The following is an 18634-nucleotide window of genomic DNA, read 5'->3' as shown; positions in this document are numbered from 1 at the left end:
TTGAATTAAGTCTTTGGTATGTTATTTTGAATGGAATTCCAAACAACATCTGATAACAGGCTAACTCTGAACATTTGGTATCTGGATCAGTTACCACAATATTTTTATAGCTGTAAATTGATTGCAGAATATTTTTCATATTATTTATTTTGTTTAGTTAATGCTTTAAGTTCATTAAGGATTTTAAGCCCTTTTCCTCTCACGGGTCTACGTTCACCTCTTGCGATTTTTCCCACATATTCAGCATCAGTATTGTGTTTTTTCGCAATACTTTGATATACTGTTTCGCTTTTTAATTTTAATTTTTTGGCTAACGTTTCCATTTTTTAAGTAGATTTGTACCGTTTAATAAGTACAAATATAAAACATTGTTGCGAAATATTGCATATTATATGGCAAAATTTTGCAAATAAATTGCAATTTTCCGCATTATAATTATTAACATGTTGAGAATCAAGGAAATAAGAGAAGATAGAAACATAACTCAGGATGAAATGGTTCTGAAAACGGGTATTCCGAAACGTTCTTATGTGGATTATGAGAACGGGAAAAGCGATATTCAACTTAGCAAGTTGCAGAAAATCGCAACCGCTTTAGATGTTTCTGTGGGTTATCTGATCGGTGAAACCAAAAATGAAACTTTGGTTATCAATAAAAATGATAACCTAAATGATAACTTTTTTGATAACAAACCAAAAGTAAAAAATAAGTTATCATTAGAAGCGGATGCCATTTCAATATCTAATGCAAATACTGAATATGGTAAAGTAATGAGAAAGTTGAAATTTGCAGAAGGTATTAACGTTACAGATCATGGAGCACCTTTTTATGACTTGCCTGTAAGTGCCGGGCGAGTACATGAGCTTATAGATATGCAGGAAAACCCCACGGGCTATATAAGTATGCCGGGGGTAAATTGTGACGCTTTTTTTCCTATTACTGGAGCATCCTTTGAGCCTTTTATTAGAGCTGGGGATATAATAGGAATTAATTTTATTGATAAATGGGAAAACTTAGATCCTGACTGTATATACTTGATTGTAACTTATGATCAAAGAATGCTAAAGAGACTAATGGCCCATCCTACAGAAAGCACCCTGCTAGTATGCATATCCCCAAATTACAAAGAATTCAACATTGACAAGTTTACTATACGATATATCCACAAAGTTACATTTTGTGGGCGTCCAGTGTAGTTTTGATTAAAATATTAATATGATAAACACCTCACAAATTAACATGATTAGCATTTCGCCATTTCCAAAATGAACATATAATTAACATATAAATGCTACAAATTAACCTGTTTTAGGCGTTAAGCCCTTTACTTTTGGTTTTACCGTCTAAGCATTGATAGCAGATCATTATATGGTTTATAAAAAAAATATAGATTCTTCTTCATATTATTTAAATAATGCATTGAAGCTATTGCAGAAAATGAATTACTGGAATATTCAAAGAGGACAGGCCTATTACTATTATGGAAATTTTTTAAATAAGAATAAAGAGCCTGAAAAAGCATTGTTGTATTATGAAAAATCTGTTGCCATTCTAGAGAAAACCAAGAGAGTATATAATATTCCTATGCTTTATAAGACAATTTCAAGTACTTATAGTGAATTAAATGATGAGGAGAAAGAAAAGGAATATCTTGAAAAGTATACCAAACTAAAAGATAGTTTGAGCAGAGTCTGCAACGAAAGTGTTAACACTTCAATTGATGAAATTATAAGAGAAAAAGAATCTGAAAATACTTCAAAAAAGAATTTGTTTTTATTTTATAATATTGTGGTGTTTTGTCTTATTGTTATTTTGCTTTTTGTTTATATCCGTTATCAGAAGAATAAAAGCATTATAAAACAGAAGGAATTTGAGGCTCATGTTTTAAAAGAAAAACTCACTCACTCTTACGATTGTATTATTGATCTGGCTAAAAAAAATGATCCTAATTTTCTCAATAAATTTCAGGAAGCATATCCGGACTTTGTTAAAAAGTTGTTTGCAATAAATTCTAATTTGTCGAAATCTGATTTAACGTTTTGTGCAATGATATGGTTAGGATTTTCATCAAAAGAAATTGCACAATATACTTTTGTGGAACATCGATCTGTTCAGAATAAAAAGAACAGGCTTAGAAAAAAATTAAATATTTCTTCAGATGTTGATCTGTACCTTTTCTTTAAAAATCTTTCTGATGGTCACGCTGAAAATAGTATATCAACATGATGTGTTATTTCTTTAAAATAAAATATGTAAACACTGTTTTTTAGCTTTATAGCTGTTGTTTCTAAATGATGTATTTGTGATGTAGGTGGGCTTTGCCGCAAAAGCAGTATTGTGTTATATTTTTGTAAAAGTTTAAAATACAATACTAATTATGAAAAAGAAGGTTATACTTATTACAAGTATTTTTTGTTCCTTATGTTATTATTCCCAGGTTGGAATTAATACCTCTACTCCTATGAAGACTCTGCATGTTAACGGATCTTTGCAGGTTGTAAATGAACTGAATGTGGGAGGGACTGCTTCTACTGCCGGTTCGGCAGGAGTTGCCGGACAGGTTCTTAAGTCTAACGGACCAGGAGCTGCTCCCACATGGCAAAATTTCGCAGGGGTTCCCACTTCTACAGGGACGGTTATTGTAGTAAATGGACAATTTCTGGTGGCTCAGGAAATTATTGTACAAATGACTAATGATTTTACAGTTATAGGTGGTTCCAATGGGGGTATTCCGGTTGCTATAGGAAGTTTAAATAATGAGATTGTGGATAATGAAAACCAGTATACGGGTTCAGCCGCAGGTAATTCATTTAGAGTGTCCGCTGACGGTGTTTATCAGGTGACAATGAATGCGCAGTTATCAACAGTTAACGGATCATCTCCTGTACTAGGTATCTGGGATGATACAACCGGTAACTGGGTTGCCCGTGTTAATGATTTATATGCAATAACAACTGGGAGTTTACAAACGTATACGCTTCTTACTTCTATTCCTATGTTGGCTGCTCATACTTATTCATTCAGACTCTATAATACAGATAATGTAACGATTAAGTATTTAAGCTCTGGGACTACAGGGTCTGGTCCTGTTACCCAAATGTCTTTACGAAGATTGAAGTAGAGTCTTTTATTTAAATTACTATTACTATATAATAAAAAAAACAGACTAAAAAATTTAGTCTGTTTTTTATATATCTTATTCTTTTTTTTCATTCATTGCTTTTTTAACAATTTATCGCATGAGTATAAATGATAGATTTAATTTATCTATGATAAATTGATATTAAAGTATAATTATACAAAAATTGAGTTCTTACTTGTTTTTATCTGCATACTTTGCAATCCATTTATAGAGTGTCGTTTTGGGAATTTTATAATCATTTATTATTTCCAGTTTTGTTTTCTTTCCTGTTTCAATTTGTTCCAGGATAAATTCTATGATTTCCTTAGTGTAGATATTTTTCCTGAATTCAGGTAAAGACGATATTTTTTTATGAGAAGCATTAGAAGAAAATTCCTTTTTAGGTGGAGAAAATAGAATAAGATGTTGTGAGTAGGCCCGGAAAAAATCATACTCTAACAGTTTGCTCCATCTCAATAATTTATCAGTTGTCAGATCTTCTTCAAGGAACATTTTTTCAATTTCAGATTCAGTACATTTCATAAAATTACATGCTCTCTGCATGTCCAATGCTTCTTCCAGAAACTTAGCTTTAATAATGCTGCCAATATGTATTTGTTTAAAGTTCAAAATAAACGGTATTATATGATTAAAATTATTTTCGCAAAATTGTAAACCTTAGGGAATTTATTGTGTCGATGTTAAAAAGAGTCTGAATTATAATGAATATCATCATAATTATAGATAGACAATCTTAATTCCTACTTGAGAAGATAAATAAGAGTAAAATTTTTCATCATTTTTGTTTTGTTCAAATTTAGCATGGATTATTTTTCTTTTATCAAATAGTCATACAACATAAGTACATCATTTTTTATCAAATGTTTATGGATAAAAAAAAACTCCCGAAAAACGGGAGTAGCAACTTTGATCAGTATTATAGATCTCTATAAAATCAAAAATGAAAACTGATTGTGTTATTAAAATATTAAAAGAGTTTGTTTTTTTGTGGGAATCAAACACTTTAGCCAGGTTGTTAATCTAACAATATGTATTTGTGTTTATGTGTCAAATAGTGTTAAAAAATTTTCCTGGTTTAAATTTATGTCTGATATTTTAAGTAAACAAAATTTTAGATACATCAAAGGTACATCAATTAATTTTTGACTTGATAATAGAGGGATTCTAGATGATGAAAGATCTTTCCTGAGAATGATCATAGAGTTTTATACAAGAGAGAAATTTATCAGATTGTTTCCAATATCAAATAGTTTGTATTGTGTAAATCAAGCTATAGTGAATTTTATATATTTAAATATTATTTCATTAATGATTTTTATATTAATTATTATATAGTGTTTATTTTAGAGAATATATTTGTATTTTAACTAAATTTGGGAATAATTTATGATTGTTTTTGTTAATATTTTTATTTTATTTAATTTTGTGGCAACGAAATTGTAATTGTATAATTTGGATGGGAAATTTATTATCATATTCTGTTAATTTATTTATGTTAAGGATTGATATTATTTTTTTGTCCCTTTGAAACTTATTATTAATTTACTATGCAAACACTAAAGCTTAATCAATTTTTGAAAATATTGGTAAGCATTCTGATATACCTTTCATTTTCTACGTTGCTTTATTCTCAGGCATATACACATAAGTATATAGACAGTATGCTGATAAAAGTTAATGAGGATTTAAGAATAAGCGGTAGAAAAAAGGAATTGATTGACCTTAATAATAAATTTTGCAATATCAGTAAAAAACAAGATTACAAAAAAGGGGAGATACTTTCATATATTAATTTGGGTAATATTTATGCTACTGTTGGAATGTATGAAAAAGCATTCAAATATCTACAGGTTGCTGAAGAAAACCTTGAAGGGATTGATGATTATTATTTGCATACGAAATTATATCAGGAGTATGGTCAGGCTAATTATGTAATAGGACTTTATAAAAAAGCAGTTAAGTATAATTCGAAATCCATTTATTATGGTAAGCAAATAAAAGATCAACATGATCGAGAAATTTTATCTCTGGTTTATGCTAACAGGGCTGACTTTTTAAGAGAAAGTAATTCAATTGATTCTTCTTTAATCTATTTACAGAAAGCTTTAGAGATAAAGCCTACACCGGTTATCAATTCCACGATTGCTAATCACTATATGCTTTTTGCTAAAAATGAAGATTCAGCACAAATGTATTTTAACAGAGCGTTTTCTCTTTTAAAACAAAGAGAGTACTGGGATCCTCAAAGAGCTCTTACTTATTTCTATTATGGCAATTTTTTATTTGAAAGACAGGATTATACTTTGGCTTTAGACTATTACATTAAATCAGTGGAAATACTCAAAAAAACCCGAAGAGTTTATCAGATTCCTATGTTATATCAAACTATTGCCAAGACCTATAAAAAATTGAACAATGCCTCCAAGGAAAAAGATTATCTGGAGAGATATGCTAAATTAAACGATAGTCTGGGAAGGGTGAGGGATGAATCCATAAATAATTCTGTTGATAAAATAACTCGGGAAAAGGAGAAAGATGATGTAGACCAACAGAACTCAACCATACTGTATAACGTAATCATTTTTTCATTATTTTTCATTATTATTATTGTATATTATGTCTATAATAAAAGGATTACTAAAAAACGTAAAATCATAGAGGAGAAAGAATTAGAGACAGAACTTTTAATGAAAAAAATGTCTGTTGATGATGAAAGGCTTGTGTCTTTAGCCAGAAAAAATGATCCTTTATTTTTTAATGAATATCAAAATGCTTATCCTGAGCTAGTTGGAAGACTTTTAGAAATTAACCCGAAACTATCAACCAACGAACTTTCATTTTGTGCTATGATACAACTGGGCTTTTCTTCTAAAGAAATTGCTCAATATGGATTTATGCAGCACAGATCCGTACAAACAAAGAAAAACAGGTTACGAAAAAAATTACATATTCCATCCGACGTGGATATATATTTTTTCTTACAAAATTTAAATTCAAAATGATGCTTTTAACTGCACATACGGTATCTTACAGCAGCTTATCTGAAAATAAAAAGGCTTCCATGAAAAGAAGCCTTTGTGTTATAATTTAAATATGAACTTTCAGTTGTGAAAAGGTAAGAATTGCCGGTTCATATAATGGATCAGCCAGTTTTCCAAACCCATATTGGCAGAAAATAAATGATAGTCCATTGGATGTTGCTGAATCATAATCGGTTTGAGTATCGCCAATGTAAACGGAATCTTTGGTAGATAACTGATTTCTTTCCATAAGAAACTGTATGTTTTCAGATTTATTTTTTTGGGTTCGTCCGTGAGACTCAAAATCAACAAACAGATCATTGAATTGATAATAATCTAAAAATGATTCAATATATCCATCCTGACAGTTGCTCACTATGAAAAGTGCATAAGTATTGGCCAGATTCTTTAAAGTTTCTTCTACGCCATCGTATAAAGTCCCACCTTCTAAGTGAAGTGTTTTATTTTCTTCGGCTACAATTTCAGAAAGAATTTCTTTAGCTTGCAGATCCGAAATGCCGGGAATAATATCTTTTACAATATCATGGGCTAACAGTCCCATATACTGATCCATGTCTTCGGGTTTCAGTTCTCTTTGGATTAACTCATGTTTGATCAATATCTTATTCCATATTTTGATGATGGTAGCTCTGGAATCCCATAATGTTCCATCCAGATCGAAGATTAGATTCTTTGTTTTCAAAATGACTAATTTGTGGTTTAAATTTAAGTAGGGTAACGTTTAAAAATTACAAAATCATAGTCAGCTGGACTCTTTTTCTTGCTTCATCTACTTCTGTTACTTTTACACGAACATGTTGATGAAGTTTTACAACCTCATTTACATCTGATACGAATCCTTCTTTCAGCTGGGAAATATGAACCAGTCCGCTTTCTTTGATTCCAAGATCCACGAAACATCCAAAAGCGGTAATATTATTGACAATTCCCGGAAGAATCATTCCTGCTTTTAAATCTTTAATGCTTTTGACATTCGGGTCGAATTCAAATACTTTTGCTGCTTTTCTTGGATCTAGTCCCGGTTTTTCAAGTTCTTTTAAAATATCCTTAATTCCTAAGATTCCAACTTCACCTGTAATGTAGTTTTCGGGTTTTATCAGGGCTATTTTTTCTTTATTGGCTATCAGTTCATTGGTTTTAATACCCAAATCTTTTGCCATTTTCTCTACAATTCCATACGCTTCCGGATGTACTGCAGAGTTATCCAGTGGATTCTTGGCATTGGTGATTCTCACGAAAGCTGCGGCTTGCTGGAAAGCCTTTTCTCCAAGTCTTGGAACTTTCTTTAGCTGTTTTCTATCTTCAAAAGCTCCGTTTTCAGTACGGTAATTCACAATGTTTTCTGCCATTTTTTCTCCGATTCCGGAAACATAACTTAATAGTGATTTGCTGGCAGTATTTAGATTAATTCCCACGGAATTTACACATTTCATCACGGTAGAATCCAGCTCATTTTTCAACTGGGTCTGGTCTACATCATGCTGATACTGTCCAACCCCGATGGATTTGGCATCAATTTTTACCAATTCCGCCAACGGATCAGAAAGCCTTCTTCCGATAGAAACTGCTCCACGTACTGTTACATCATATGATGGAAATTCATCTCTTGCAATTTTACTTGCAGAATAAACGGATGCTCCTGCTTCTGAAACTACAAAAACCTGCAAAGGTTTATCAAAAGCAATTTTTTTTATGAAGAATTCTGTTTCGCGGCTTGCTGTTCCATTACCAATAGAAATCGCTTCGATATGATACGCATTCACCATAGAACGGATCTTTTTCATAGCCATTCCGCTTTCATTTTGCGGAGCATGAGGGTAAAGGGTTTCGTTGTGTAATAGATCACCCTTTTCATCCAGGCATACTACTTTGCATCCGCTTCGGTATCCGGGATCTATTGCCAGAATCCTCTTTTCTCCTAAAGGCGGAGCAAGAAGGAGTTGGCTTAAGTTATCAGAGAAAATTTCAATGGCTTTTTTGTCTGCTTTTTCTTTAGCTTCCTGTAAGGCTTCATTTGAAATAGCAGGTTCCAGAAGTCTTTTATAACTATCTTTTATGGCCAGTGCAATTTGTTCAGAACTTTCATTATTAGATTTGATAATGGCCTTTTCAATAAAATCAATGGCTTCTTCCTTGTCTATTCCTACATTTGTTTTTACAAAACCTTCTGCTTCTGCTCTAAGCATGGCTAAAAGCCTGTGAGAAGGAGTTCTGCTAAGGCTTTCTTCCCATTCAAAATATTGGGAGAATTTCTGGGCTTCTTCTTCGTCTTTTTTAGCTTTTACAACCTTGGAGGTAACTACTGCTTTGCGCTGAAATAGTCTGCGAAGGTTTTTACGGACATACATGTTTTCGTTAATCCATTCTGCCATGATATCTCTTGCGCCTTGAAGCGCTTCTTCTTCAGAAGCAACTTCATTGTTCAGGTATTTTGAAGCCAGAAACTGAATGTCATTACTTTTCTGGCTCATAATGATTTTAGCTAAAGGTTCCAGGCCTTTTTCCTTGGCTGTATCAGCTTTGGTTTTCTTACGCTTTTTATAAGGCAGATAAAGGTCTTCTAGCTCCTGGATGTCAAAGCTTTCTTCTATTCTCTGTTGAAGTTCAGGAGTCAATCCATTCTGTTCTTCTATTGATTTTAAAATAGATTCTTTTCTCTTAACAATTTCATCAAATTGCTTACTGATTTTTGAGATCTGTTCGATTTGTGTTTCATCAAGGTTTCCGGTTTTATCTTTTCGGTAACGGGAAATAAAAGGAATGGTACAGTCTTCAGATAATAGTTTTAAGGTATTGTTGATGCTCTTTTCAGAAATATTGAGCTGTTTCTGTATAAATTCTACGGTCGTCATTGTTCTGTTTTCGGAAAGCTAAAATAGGGTTTTGGAATGAGAAAATGTAAATCGAAATGTATTAATCTCTTTTCTCCGGTTTATTAAAGATATTTTAATGGATTGATAACTAATGTTTAATTTTTTGTTTGCGATGTGATCATGTTTAAATATTTACTTATTTATGCTTGCTAAAATCTAATAACCGCAATAATAAACATGAGAAAAATATTTGCATTATTCATTTGTTATTCTTTTATTATATCTTGTACAGTCACGGAATATGAGGAGCCTAAAAAGTGTAATTGCACAGTACAGAAATATGAGCGGACCGTGATTTTAAAAAACGGGAATGACGGTACTTATAGTGATTATTCTGACACAGGATGGGTAGTTAAGGGAAACCCACAGAAAGATAATTCTGCTGAATGCTCAAGAAATGGAACTCAAAAGGATACGGAATTCTACAGTAGTTACGATTCTCAATACAGATGGGATGTATATCGTAAATGGGTGTATGATTGCAAATAATTTGAATAAATTTATATTTCTTGATATATGTTAAGATGATGCAAAGCAGGTTTTTCTATTTTTGTACCCGAAAACAACAAAATTTCAATAAACTTTTTTAAAACAGTTCAATATGAAAAAAATTAGCGTAATTGCATTAGTAGGAGTAGGATTGCTTTTGGCATCATGTGATAAAGGAAAAACAGCAGAAACAGCAGCTACGGCTCAGGAACAAACTGTAGCAGAGAGCAAAGGAGAAACACTGGCAGTAGATACAGTAGGTTCTGTAGTAAACTGGAAAGCTTTCCACAAAGGAGGAATGGCACCTCGTTGGGGAACACTTACAGTGAAGTCAGGAGATATTAGTGTTGATGCAGGTCAGGTTTCTGCAGGAAACTTTGTAATTGATATGAATTCTATCAAGGTAGATCCGGCTTCAGTAACAGAAAAAGATAAAAAACCGGCTGATCTTGAGGCGCACTTAAAAAATCCTGATTTCTTTGATGTGGCTAAAAACCCTACTTCAGATTTCAAAATTACAAGTGTTACAGATTTGAAAGAAGCACCAAAAGATGCTGTAGCAGGAGCTAATAAAACGGTAAGCGGAAACCTTACTTTATCAGGAAAAACAATGAATGTTACGTTCCCTGCGAAAGTAGAGGTGACAGAAAATTCAGCAGCGATTCAGGCTAAATTCACTGTAAACAGAGCCGATTGGGGACTTAAATTCGGTACTTCTGAAGCAGATCCTGCAGAATGGATGATCAGCAAAGACATCGAGATTGCAATTGACGTAAAAGCTAAAAAATAAGTTATTTAAACTTTAATAACTACAAGAGCTGTCTTCATGAAGACAGCTCTTTTTATTTGAAAATTTTTTTGCTCAAATGGAAAAGGAAATTAATTTACAATCTTGGAGTTCTGGATTCTTACACAATATTCACTTCCCAGATATAAAGGATTTCCGTGCTTCTCAGACCAGAATCCATCCAGTACGTCTCTATTTAGGCACCGGTACACAGCAACTCCTTTATAGGTTTTATCATCTTCTCCTTCGTAGTTGAAATTAATCACTAAAATTTGGTCTTTATAAAATCCTGTCCCGTTTTGCTGATGGTCGCCAATCATCCATTGAGCAATAATGCGATTATTTTCATCAACAGATAAGGTCAATATACCATGATAAGTTGGCAGGAAAGATTCCTCCTGATTGCTTCCTTCAATAGAGTAGCTTCCCGCCAGATCGTGTACTGTCATCGATTTATTTTTTGAGAGCAAATTTAAAACATTAAGATCATATTGAATAATATTCATTGTACATTTAAAAAATTAGAATGATCGACCCTAACTAGAGTAAATATACTTTACTTTGTAAATCTTCCTTAATGGTTTAAAAATAGTGAAGGTGTAAGTATATTTTTTATAAATTAAGCTCTATTTTTGCGGCAAATTAAATGAAGAATGATTCCTTTTCTGTTGATAATAAACGTGCTCGCATTAGGTGCTTTTGGTTTTGATAAATGGCAAGCCAAAAAGCATCAATGGAGAATTTCCGAAAATACCCTTTTAGGAATTTCTCTACTTGGCGGAATTATAGGAGCCGCTGCGGGAATGATTTTCTTCAATCATAAAGTTTCCAAGAAATCTTTTCTCATGAAATTTATACTGGTTGTTTTAATTGATCTTGTTATGTTTTACAGGTTGCTAAGGCTCTGAGTGTGAATGTTAAAATAGTTCTCCGAAATGTTAAATATTTGAATAACATATTAATTATTGTGTTTTTTTTATATTTTTATCATGCTAATAACATAAACAAAACAACATGAGAAATCTTAGAAAAATTTCCAGAACTGAAATGAAATCAGTTCAGGGAGGAATCGTTAAAGGAATGGTAAGATGCAAAGATGCCGACACATGCGCCGTAAGATGGGGATGGGCAACCGGATTCTCCAGTAATTGCGCAGAATTTGACATCATATGCGGTGAACCGCCTGTAATAGATCCATGCGAAATACAAGCTTGTGTATAAATAATTTAAAGAGTGTTTTTCGGACACTCTTTTTTATTGTCTTGTAAATAAGTATTTTAAACAAAATATTAAATATTTGTATAACTAAATATTTTTTCATTAAAAATCACTACTTTTGCACCCGTAAAAATCTTTTATGCAAAACATTAGAAATATTGCGATTATCGCACACGTTGACCACGGAAAGACGACTTTGGTTGACAAGATCATTCACGCTACCAATATTTTCAGAGAAAATCAGGAGAGTGGGGAGTTAATTATGGATAACAACGATCTTGAAAGAGAAAGAGGGATCACGATCTTATCCAAGAATATTTCTGTTACTTATAAAGACACAAAAATTAACGTAATCGATACTCCTGGTCACGCCGATTTTGGTGGAGAAGTAGAAAGAGTATTGAAAATGGCTGATGGGGTTATTTTGTTGGTGGATGCGTTCGAAGGACCAATGCCGCAAACAAGATTCGTACTTCAGAAAGCTTTGGAATTAGGATTGAGACCATTAGTGGTTATCAATAAAGTAGATAAACCAAACTGTCGTCCTGACGAAGTTCATGATAAAGTATTTGACCTGTTCTTCAACCTTGATGCTACAGAAGAGCAATTGGATTTCCCTACATTCTACGGATCTTCAAAACAAGGATGGTTCAACACTTCATTAGAGCAAACTGAAGATATCTTACCATTATTGGATGGTATTTTACAATATGTTCCTGAACCGAAAGTAACAGAAGGTAATCTTCAGATGCAGATTACTTCTCTAGACTTCTCTTCTTTCTTAGGAAGAATTGCAATCGGGAAAGTGACAAGAGGTGAGATCAAAGAATCTCAATGGATTGGTCTTGCTCAGGCAGATGGTAAAATTGTAAAAGGAAAAGTAAAAGAACTTTACGTTTTCGAAGGATTAGGAAAGAAAAAAGTAACTGAAGTACAAGCTGGAGATATCTGTGCTGTAGTAGGATTTGATGCATTCCAGATCGGTGATTCTTTCGTAGATCTTGAAAATCCTGAGCCATTGGAAAGAACTGCAATTGATGAGCCTACGCTGAATATGACGTTCTCTATCAACAATTCACCTTTCTTTGGTAAAGACGGTAAATATGTTACTTCTAATCACCTGAAAGAAAGATTAACAAAAGAATTAGAGAAAAACCTTGCCTTAAGAGTTCAGCAGACTGATGATGCCAATACATTCCTTGTATTCGGTAGAGGTATTCTTCACTTATCAGTTTTGATCGAAACAATGAGAAGAGAAGGTTACGAAATGACAATTGGTCAGCCACAGGTTATCTTCAGAGAAATTGATGGTGAGAAATGTGAGCCTTATGAATCTTTGGTTGTTGACGTTCCTGAAGAATTTGCTTCAAGAGTTATTGACTTGGCAACTCAGAGAAAAGGTGACCTTCACATTATGGAAACTAAAGGTGAAATGCAGCACATGGAATTCGAAATTCCTTCAAGAGGTTTGATCGGATTACGTTCTCAGATGTTGACAGCTACGGCTGGTGAAGCTATTATGGCACACCGTTTCACAGAATATAAGCCTTTCAAAGGTGCTATTCCGGGAAGAAACAATGGTGTTTTGATCAGCAAAACAACTGGTCCTGCTACAGAATATTCTATTGCTAAACTTCAGGATAGAGGTAAGTTCTTCGTTGATCCGGGTGAGGAAATCTACACAGGGATGATCATTGGTGAACAAAACAAACCTGGAGACCTGGTAGTAAACATCGTAGAAGCAAAACAGCTGAACAACATGAGAGCTTCAGGAAAAGATAAAGATACCGGTGTTGCTCCGAAAATCTTATTCTCACTTGAAGAATGTATGGAATACATCCAGGGTGATGAAGCAATTGAGGTAACTCCGAACTTCATCAGAATGAGAAAGAAAATCCTTTCTGAAGAAGAAAGAAAAAGAGTAGAAAGATCTGCGAAAGCATAGTAAAAATCTTATACATAAAATCAAAGCCTCGATTTTCGAGGCTTTTTTTCTATACCTACCCATTAAAATGCTTATTTTGGCATAATAATCTCTAAGAATAAAAAATAAATTTTAATGTAGTTTTGTGACTATGAGAATGAATAAATTAAAACTTATCGTTTTATTGGGCGTTTTTGCATCTTACGCTACCTCCTGTTCCGTTCAGAACAACGTTGTAAAAACACCTTCCGCGAAGAATCCGACAAAACCAACCAACAATACAAATCCTCCAAAAGTAATTCCGGTAGCAACAAAACCAACAACAGGAACAGCAGCTTCAACGGAAGAAAATTTCAGAACCAATCTTCCGGAAATCAAAAGAGAATTCCGCGGAGCATGGATTGCCAGTGTTGCCAATATCAACTGGCCTTCAAGAAATGATCTTACAGTGGAACAGCAGAAAGCAGAAGCAATCAGCATGCTTGATATGCTGAAAGATAATAATTTCAACGCTGCTATTTTCCAGATCAGACCTTCTGCAGATGCACTTTATACAAGTAATATCGAACCATGGTCTTACTTTTTGACCGGAGAAACAGGAACTGCACCATATCCCAATTATGATCCGCTTCAGTTTTGGACCGAAGAAGCTCATAAAAGAGGATTGGAACTTCATGTCTGGTTGAATCCTTACCGAGCACATCATACCAACGGAGGAGCTGTGAATAAGCTGTCAATGGCAAACAAACTCTCTGATATAGTTGTCAGACTAAAGAATGGAATGTATTGGTTTGATCCGGCTAATCCGAAAACACAAGGCCATGTGTCCAATGTGGTAAAAGATATTGTAAAAAGATATGATATTGATGCTGTGCATTTCGATGATTATTTCTATCCTTATGCTACTTACAATAAAGGAGCAGATTTTCCAGATAACGCCAGTTGGAATGCTTACTTAAGCAACGGAGGGACTTTATCCAGAGCAGATTGGAGAAGAGATAATGTGAATAAATTTGTAGAACGTATATATAAAGAAATTCACGCAGAAAAAAATAATGTAAGATTTGGGATCAGCCCGTTTGGAATTTGGAAACCCGGATATCCGATGGGAATTATAGGTTCCTCTCAATATGACGAGCTTTATGCAGATGCTAAATTATGGTTAAATAAAGGCTGGGTAGATTATTTCTCTCCACAGCTTTACTGGCCCATAGATTCTAAAGGACAAAGTTTTGAAGCTCTGTTAAGCTGGTGGCAGTCCGAAAATACAATGAATCGTCATTTATGGCCGGGATTGAATACTGTTGAGATTAAAGTATCAGACCGTCCAACAGAAATCAAAAACCAGATTGCTATTTCCAGAAATATCCTTAAAAATGATGCAGGAGAAATTCACTGGAGCATTGCAGGGCTTACCAAAAACCCCAATATGCTTCCCGCTTTGAAAAACGGTCCATACAATGAGAAAGCACTAGTTCCGAAATCTCCATGGATAAAAGCTGTTCCATTGCAGACGCCTACCTTATTTATTGCTGATAACGGAAGCTTTGCTCAGACAAGCTGGAGTACAAAAAATGCTGCCGATGTCTTTCTATGGGTGCTTTTTACTCAATATAACGGAGTATGGCAAACAGAAATTTTAACGCTTGATACCCTTTCAAAAGACATTCCTAAATCTAAAGATGGGAAAAAACTGAACGCAGTGGCCATCAAAGCCATCGATAGATTAGGAAATGAAAGTGATTATATAGCAAGAAGGATTAAATAGTAGGAATACAATCCATTATAAATTGGTCATTGCGAACCTTTAGGTGAAGCAATCTCAATCATAAATTAATAAAACCGGTTCTGCCTGAGAACCGGTTTTATTTTAGAATAACTATAAATTATTAGCTTAAATGATTGTAAACCAGTACTATTTTTAAGCGTGGTATGGGATTTTATAGCAAATAATGAACTTATCGGAACTGTTTTTGCATGATTCATTCTATAATCACCAAAATATAACATTATGAATACTAAAAGACTTTCCACCAACATGGAAAAGGCATTAAGTGATCAGATGAACAAGGAAATTCATGCATCACACGTTTTTTTATCCTACGGAATTTGGGCTGATGATAAAGGTTATCAGGGAATTGCCAACTTTCTTTACCGCCATGCTCAGGAAGAAAGAAATCACTCGATCAAATTCATGGAATATATTTTAAACAGAGGAGGAAAACCAAAGGTAGACGCTATTCCTGCTCCTCCCACAGATCCCGAAAGCCTTACTGCCTGCTTTGATGGTGTATTTAAACATGAAGTTGACAATACCACTGCTATTTACAGAATCGTAGATCTTTCTATGGAAGAAAAAGACTGGGCTACATGGAATTTTATGCAATGGTTTGTTCAGGAACAGATTGAAGAGGAAACATTGGCTCAAAACTTAATAGATAAATTGAAAATCGCAGGAGGTGACAGAGCTACTGACGAATCTTTATTTACTTTAGATAAAACTTTAGAGGAAGCACCGAATGATGTTCCGCTGGCCCAGAATGCTACGGGAGCTAACCCATAAAACATCCGGTGAATCCAAACCTTTTGAAAATCTGTCAGAATATTGGCAGATTTTTTTATTATGAAACTCTGCCAAAAATCACTATCTTTGCACACTCGTAATTCAAGGTTCTGAGTTCAATGTTTAAAGTTGAAGATTCCTTGAGTTACCCCTAAACCTTAAACTTTGAATTTTACAATATGAAATGTGGAATCGTAGGCTTACCGAATGTAGGTAAATCAACTCTTTTTAACTGTCTGAGCAACGCAAAAGCTCAATCAGCAAACTATCCTTTCTGTACGATTGAACCGAACCTTGGAACGGTTTCTGTACCGGATCAGAGATTGTTTGAACTCGAGAAAATCGTAAAACCTGAAAGAGTTTTACCTGCTGTAGTTGAGATTGTTGATATTGCAGGTCTTGTAAAAGGAGCCAGCAAAGGAGAAGGATTGGGGAACCAGTTCTTAGCTAATATCCGTGAGTGTGAAGCGATTATTCATGTTTTAAGATGTTTTGATAACGGAAATATCGTTCACGTAGAAGGTTCAGTAGACCCATTAAGAGATAAAGAAATTATTGATATAGAGCTTCAGCTGAAAGACCTTGAAACCGTAGGAAAAGCAGTTGAGAAAGCTAAAAAATTCATCAAATCAGGGAAGAAAGAAGATATCCTTACTTACGAAACTCTTCAGAACTTACAGAAATTCCTTGAAGATGGTAAAAATGCAAGAGAATTTGCCACTGATGACTTTACAAAATCAATCATCGGAGAAGTTCAATTGTTGACAAATAAGCCGGTTCTTTACGTTTGTAACGTAGATGAAAACTCTATCAAAAACGGAAATGAGTGGATTGCTAAGATTGAAGAAATGGCTAAAGGCGAAGGTGCTGAAGTAGTCGTATTAGCCGCTCAGATCGAAGCTGATATCAATGAGCTTGAAACTTTCGAAGAAAGAGAAATTTTCCTTGATGAGCTAGGGCTTACAGAACCTGGTGTTAACCGTTTGATCAGAAAAGCGTATGATCTTTTGAAACTTCAGACGTATTTTACAGCTGGGGTAAAAGAAGTAAGAGCCTGGACTATCGGACAGGGATGGACTGCTCCACAAGCTGCAGGAGTAATCCACACAGACTTTGAAAAAGGATTTATCCGTGCAGAAGTAATCAAGTATAACGATTACGTAAACTATGGTTCTGAAGTAAAAGTAAAAGAAGCTGGAAAGCTTTCTGTAGAAGGTAAAGAATATATCGTACAGGATGGCGACATCATGCACTTTAGATTCAACGTATAAGAAAAGTATTAAAGTTAGTTATAAAAAAAAGCGTTTCCATGAATTTGGGAGCGTTTTTTGCTTTTATACATCAAACTTTAACTATGAAAATCTGTTATTTTACAATTCTTATTTTATTTTTTTCATGTTCTCAATCTGTTGAGAAAAACTGTTTTACCAACAGAAGAGATCAGGTGTTTGAAGTTTATAAGGAACAGAAGCCTTATACTGTGAAACAGATACTGAATAAAAAGGTTGATTATTTAGAAATTACTAGCCTTAAGAAATACCGCAGTTTTAGGCAAGACAGTGTTGAATCTTTTACCCATGCAGGATCTGAAGTATATGAAAAAATGGAAAAAAGGCTGGAAAGTCAGTTTAAAGTGTTCAGAGAGAAATTTTCAGATCAGTTTGTGTTTTATTCTTCACAGCAGGTAGGGAATGTTTTGTATGGTTTAGGACGAAACAGACTTGGCTTCTGGCTTCTGACTATTGAAAATGAGAAAACTAAAGCATATTTTCTTGGATTGAGTTTCAGCCATTATTACATCAACGAAATTCAGGAATTGCCTATTATCAAAGATGGGTTTCTTCAGTTTGAAGGAAGTCTTGTGAAAATTGTAAAGGTAGGAGGGCTTCCCGGATATGATGATTATTCTGCAATGGAAGACGGGAAACTTTTTAAAATGAACCTGAAAGATGTAACGAAGGATTCTGATCATGATGGTTATAATGATATCTTTGAGAAAAGTTTTGGACTTAATCAGATGGATAAGGATACAGATGGAGATGGCATTAATGACTTTGAGGATATGAATCCTTTATTTAAATCTGAGAAGAACAAATTTACTCAGCTTTATGAGCTTTTACAGCCCAATAATGGAATGATTAATATGAAAAAACTACATTATACATTTCAGATTTATGAAACTGATTGTGACTATTTTCATCACATTAACCCTGAGGCAAGAGTACTATTTGTTTCGGAAGATAAAAATAAGCAAACTCCTTATCTGAGGATTACGGATGTAACAGACAGGAACATTTCCAAAATTCAAACCAATGATAAAGATCCGAATATATTCTATATCTATGTTTCAGGAAGTGGATTTACTAATGATTATGCTGCAGAGTATATAAAGGGAAAATGGATGCTAAAAGATCTAGGTGGTACTGTGAGCTAAATGAATACAAATTAAAAATCGCTTCTTTTTAAAGAAGCGATTCATTTAATATCATTATAATATTGGAGGCTCTAAGTTTGGCCAACATGGTGGTTCTACACAACTAAAGGATTTTTTAATACAAGTATTTGATGTTGGCATACATACTTCTGTTACTCCTGGA

Annotated in this window: 18 protein-coding genes; 13 read left to right on the top strand and 5 right to left on the bottom strand. The window is 33.9% G+C overall.

What is annotated here, in order from left to right; all coding sequences use genetic code 11:
- Positions 1 to 140: 140 nt before the first annotated feature.
- A complete protein-coding gene (locus DEU39_RS07445) occupies positions 141 to 323 on the bottom strand; it encodes an XRE family transcriptional regulator (RefSeq protein WP_120231461.1) in 183 nt (60 codons plus the stop codon).
- Between the two features lie 120 nt (positions 324 to 443).
- On the opposite strand from DEU39_RS07445, the gene DEU39_RS07440 reads away from it, so the two are divergent.
- The 3 genes from DEU39_RS07440 (at position 444) to DEU39_RS07430 (ending at position 3121) form a co-directional block, all read left to right on the top strand.
- Complete coding sequence (locus DEU39_RS07440) at positions 444 to 1196, top strand: XRE family transcriptional regulator (protein WP_120231460.1); 753 nt, start codon at positions 444 to 446, stop codon at positions 1194 to 1196.
- 172 nt (positions 1197 to 1368) lie between these two features.
- Complete coding sequence (locus DEU39_RS07435) at positions 1369 to 2226, top strand: helix-turn-helix transcriptional regulator (RefSeq protein WP_228436692.1); 858 nt, start codon at positions 1369 to 1371, stop codon at positions 2224 to 2226.
- A 151-nt stretch (positions 2227 to 2377) separates the two neighbouring features.
- Positions 2378 to 3121 carry a hypothetical protein gene (locus tag DEU39_RS07430; RefSeq protein WP_120231459.1) on the top strand — a complete coding sequence of 248 codons (744 nt, stop codon included), beginning with the start codon at positions 2378 to 2380 and terminating at the stop codon, positions 3119 to 3121.
- A 192-nt stretch (positions 3122 to 3313) separates the two neighbouring features.
- On the opposite strand, the gene DEU39_RS07425 is transcribed toward DEU39_RS07430, so the two are convergent.
- A complete protein-coding gene (locus DEU39_RS07425; RefSeq protein ID WP_120231458.1) occupies positions 3314 to 3751 on the bottom strand; it encodes a transposase in 438 nt (145 codons plus the stop codon).
- A gap of 1052 nt (positions 3752 to 4803) precedes the next feature.
- On the opposite strand from DEU39_RS07425, the gene DEU39_RS07420 reads away from it, so the two are divergent.
- A complete protein-coding gene (locus DEU39_RS07420; RefSeq protein WP_183037389.1) occupies positions 4804 to 6144 on the top strand; it encodes a LuxR C-terminal-related transcriptional regulator in 1341 nt (446 codons plus the stop codon).
- Between the two features lie 85 nt (positions 6145 to 6229).
- Here DEU39_RS07420 and DEU39_RS07415 read toward each other — a convergent pair whose 3' ends face one another.
- Positions 6230 to 6865, bottom strand: a complete 636-nt coding sequence (locus DEU39_RS07415) for an HAD family hydrolase (RefSeq protein WP_183037388.1) — start codon at positions 6863 to 6865, stop codon at positions 6230 to 6232.
- Between the two features lie 46 nt (positions 6866 to 6911).
- Positions 6912 to 9035, bottom strand: a complete 2124-nt coding sequence (locus DEU39_RS07410; RefSeq protein WP_120231455.1) for a Tex family protein — start codon at positions 9033 to 9035, stop codon at positions 6912 to 6914.
- A 312-nt stretch (positions 9036 to 9347) separates the two neighbouring features.
- On the opposite strand from DEU39_RS07410, the gene DEU39_RS07405 reads away from it, so the two are divergent.
- Together DEU39_RS07405 and DEU39_RS07400 are read left to right on the top strand one after the other, a co-directional pair.
- Complete coding sequence (locus DEU39_RS07405) at positions 9348 to 9545, top strand: hypothetical protein (protein WP_120231454.1); 198 nt, start codon at positions 9348 to 9350, stop codon at positions 9543 to 9545.
- Between the two features lie 112 nt (positions 9546 to 9657).
- Positions 9658 to 10335, top strand: coding sequence for a YceI family protein (locus DEU39_RS07400; protein ID WP_120231453.1), 678 nt, complete (start codon positions 9658 to 9660; stop codon positions 10333 to 10335).
- Positions 10336 to 10424: 89 nt separating this feature from the next.
- Here DEU39_RS07400 and DEU39_RS07395 read toward each other — a convergent pair whose 3' ends face one another.
- Complete coding sequence (locus DEU39_RS07395; RefSeq protein WP_120231452.1) at positions 10425 to 10781, bottom strand: hypothetical protein; 357 nt, start codon at positions 10779 to 10781, stop codon at positions 10425 to 10427.
- 204 nt (positions 10782 to 10985) lie between these two features.
- On the opposite strand from DEU39_RS07395, the gene DEU39_RS07390 reads away from it, so the two are divergent.
- From DEU39_RS07390 to DEU39_RS07360, 7 genes are all read left to right on the top strand, one after another.
- The gene (locus DEU39_RS07390) at positions 10986 to 11240 is read left to right on the top strand and encodes a DUF1294 domain-containing protein (protein WP_120231451.1); all 255 of its coding nucleotides are present in this window, start codon (positions 10986 to 10988) and stop codon (positions 11238 to 11240) included.
- Between the two features lie 106 nt (positions 11241 to 11346).
- Positions 11347 to 11553: a bacteriocin-like protein gene (locus DEU39_RS07385; protein ID WP_062675163.1), complete on the top strand. Its 207-nt coding sequence runs from the start codon at positions 11347 to 11349 to the stop codon at positions 11551 to 11553.
- A 136-nt stretch (positions 11554 to 11689) separates the two neighbouring features.
- Complete coding sequence (typA, locus tag DEU39_RS07380; protein ID WP_062675162.1) at positions 11690 to 13495, top strand: translational GTPase TypA; 1806 nt, start codon at positions 11690 to 11692, stop codon at positions 13493 to 13495.
- Between the two features lie 130 nt (positions 13496 to 13625).
- Complete coding sequence (locus DEU39_RS07375) at positions 13626 to 15242, top strand: glycoside hydrolase family 10 protein (protein ID WP_120231450.1); 1617 nt, start codon at positions 13626 to 13628, stop codon at positions 15240 to 15242.
- 243 nt (positions 15243 to 15485) lie between these two features.
- The gene (locus DEU39_RS07370) at positions 15486 to 16037 is read left to right on the top strand and encodes a ferritin (protein ID WP_120231449.1); all 552 of its coding nucleotides are present in this window, start codon (positions 15486 to 15488) and stop codon (positions 16035 to 16037) included.
- 179 nt (positions 16038 to 16216) lie between these two features.
- Entirely contained in the window at positions 16217 to 17308 is a 1092-nt protein-coding gene (ychF, locus tag DEU39_RS07365; protein ID WP_062675159.1) for a redox-regulated ATPase YchF, read from the top strand.
- An 83-nt stretch (positions 17309 to 17391) separates the two neighbouring features.
- Positions 17392 to 18471 (top strand): hypothetical protein, encoded by a 1080-nt coding sequence (locus tag DEU39_RS07360; RefSeq protein ID WP_120231448.1) that lies wholly within the window; start codon positions 17392 to 17394, stop codon positions 18469 to 18471.
- Positions 18472 to 18634 lie beyond the last annotated feature (163 nt).

This window comes from Chryseobacterium sp. AG363, from assembly GCF_003610675.1.
Lineage (GTDB): Bacteria > Bacteroidota > Bacteroidia > Flavobacteriales > Weeksellaceae > Chryseobacterium > Chryseobacterium cucumeris.
Note: the sequence above shows the minus strand (reverse complement) of the source record. Positions and strands in the feature narration are given on the sequence as shown.

Bases quoted from the DNA above. Each gene is read 5' to 3' on its own strand.
- DEU39_RS07445 (WP_120231461.1), bottom strand. From the start codon at position 323: ATGGAAACGTTAGCCAAAAAATTAAAATTAAAAAGCGAAACAGTATAT.
- DEU39_RS07440 (WP_120231460.1), top strand. From the start codon at position 444: ATGTTGAGAATCAAGGAAATAAGAGAAGATAGAAACATAACTCAGGAT.
- DEU39_RS07435 (WP_228436692.1), top strand. From the start codon at position 1,369: ATGGTTTATAAAAAAAATATAGATTCTTCTTCATATTATTTAAATAAT.
- DEU39_RS07430 (WP_120231459.1), top strand. From the start codon at position 2,378: ATGAAAAAGAAGGTTATACTTATTACAAGTATTTTTTGTTCCTTATGT.
- DEU39_RS07420 (WP_183037389.1), top strand. From the start codon at position 4,804: ATGCTGATAAAAGTTAATGAGGATTTAAGAATAAGCGGTAGAAAAAAG.
- DEU39_RS07410 (WP_120231455.1), bottom strand. From the start codon at position 9,035: ATGACGACCGTAGAATTTATACAGAAACAGCTCAATATTTCTGAAAAG.
- DEU39_RS07400 (WP_120231453.1), top strand. From the start codon at position 9,658: ATGAAAAAAATTAGCGTAATTGCATTAGTAGGAGTAGGATTGCTTTTG.
- DEU39_RS07395 (WP_120231452.1), bottom strand. From the start codon at position 10,781: ATGACAGTACACGATCTGGCGGGAAGCTACTCTATTGAAGGAAGCAAT.
- DEU39_RS07390 (WP_120231451.1), top strand. From the start codon at position 10,986: ATGATTCCTTTTCTGTTGATAATAAACGTGCTCGCATTAGGTGCTTTT.
- DEU39_RS07385 (WP_062675163.1), top strand. From the start codon at position 11,347: ATGAGAAATCTTAGAAAAATTTCCAGAACTGAAATGAAATCAGTTCAG.
- typA (WP_062675162.1), top strand. From the start codon at position 11,690: ATGCAAAACATTAGAAATATTGCGATTATCGCACACGTTGACCACGGA.
- DEU39_RS07375 (WP_120231450.1), top strand. From the start codon at position 13,626: ATGAGAATGAATAAATTAAAACTTATCGTTTTATTGGGCGTTTTTGCA.
- DEU39_RS07370 (WP_120231449.1), top strand. From the start codon at position 15,486: ATGAATACTAAAAGACTTTCCACCAACATGGAAAAGGCATTAAGTGAT.
- ychF (WP_062675159.1), top strand. From the start codon at position 16,217: ATGAAATGTGGAATCGTAGGCTTACCGAATGTAGGTAAATCAACTCTT.
- DEU39_RS07360 (WP_120231448.1), top strand. From the start codon at position 17,392: ATGAAAATCTGTTATTTTACAATTCTTATTTTATTTTTTTCATGTTCT.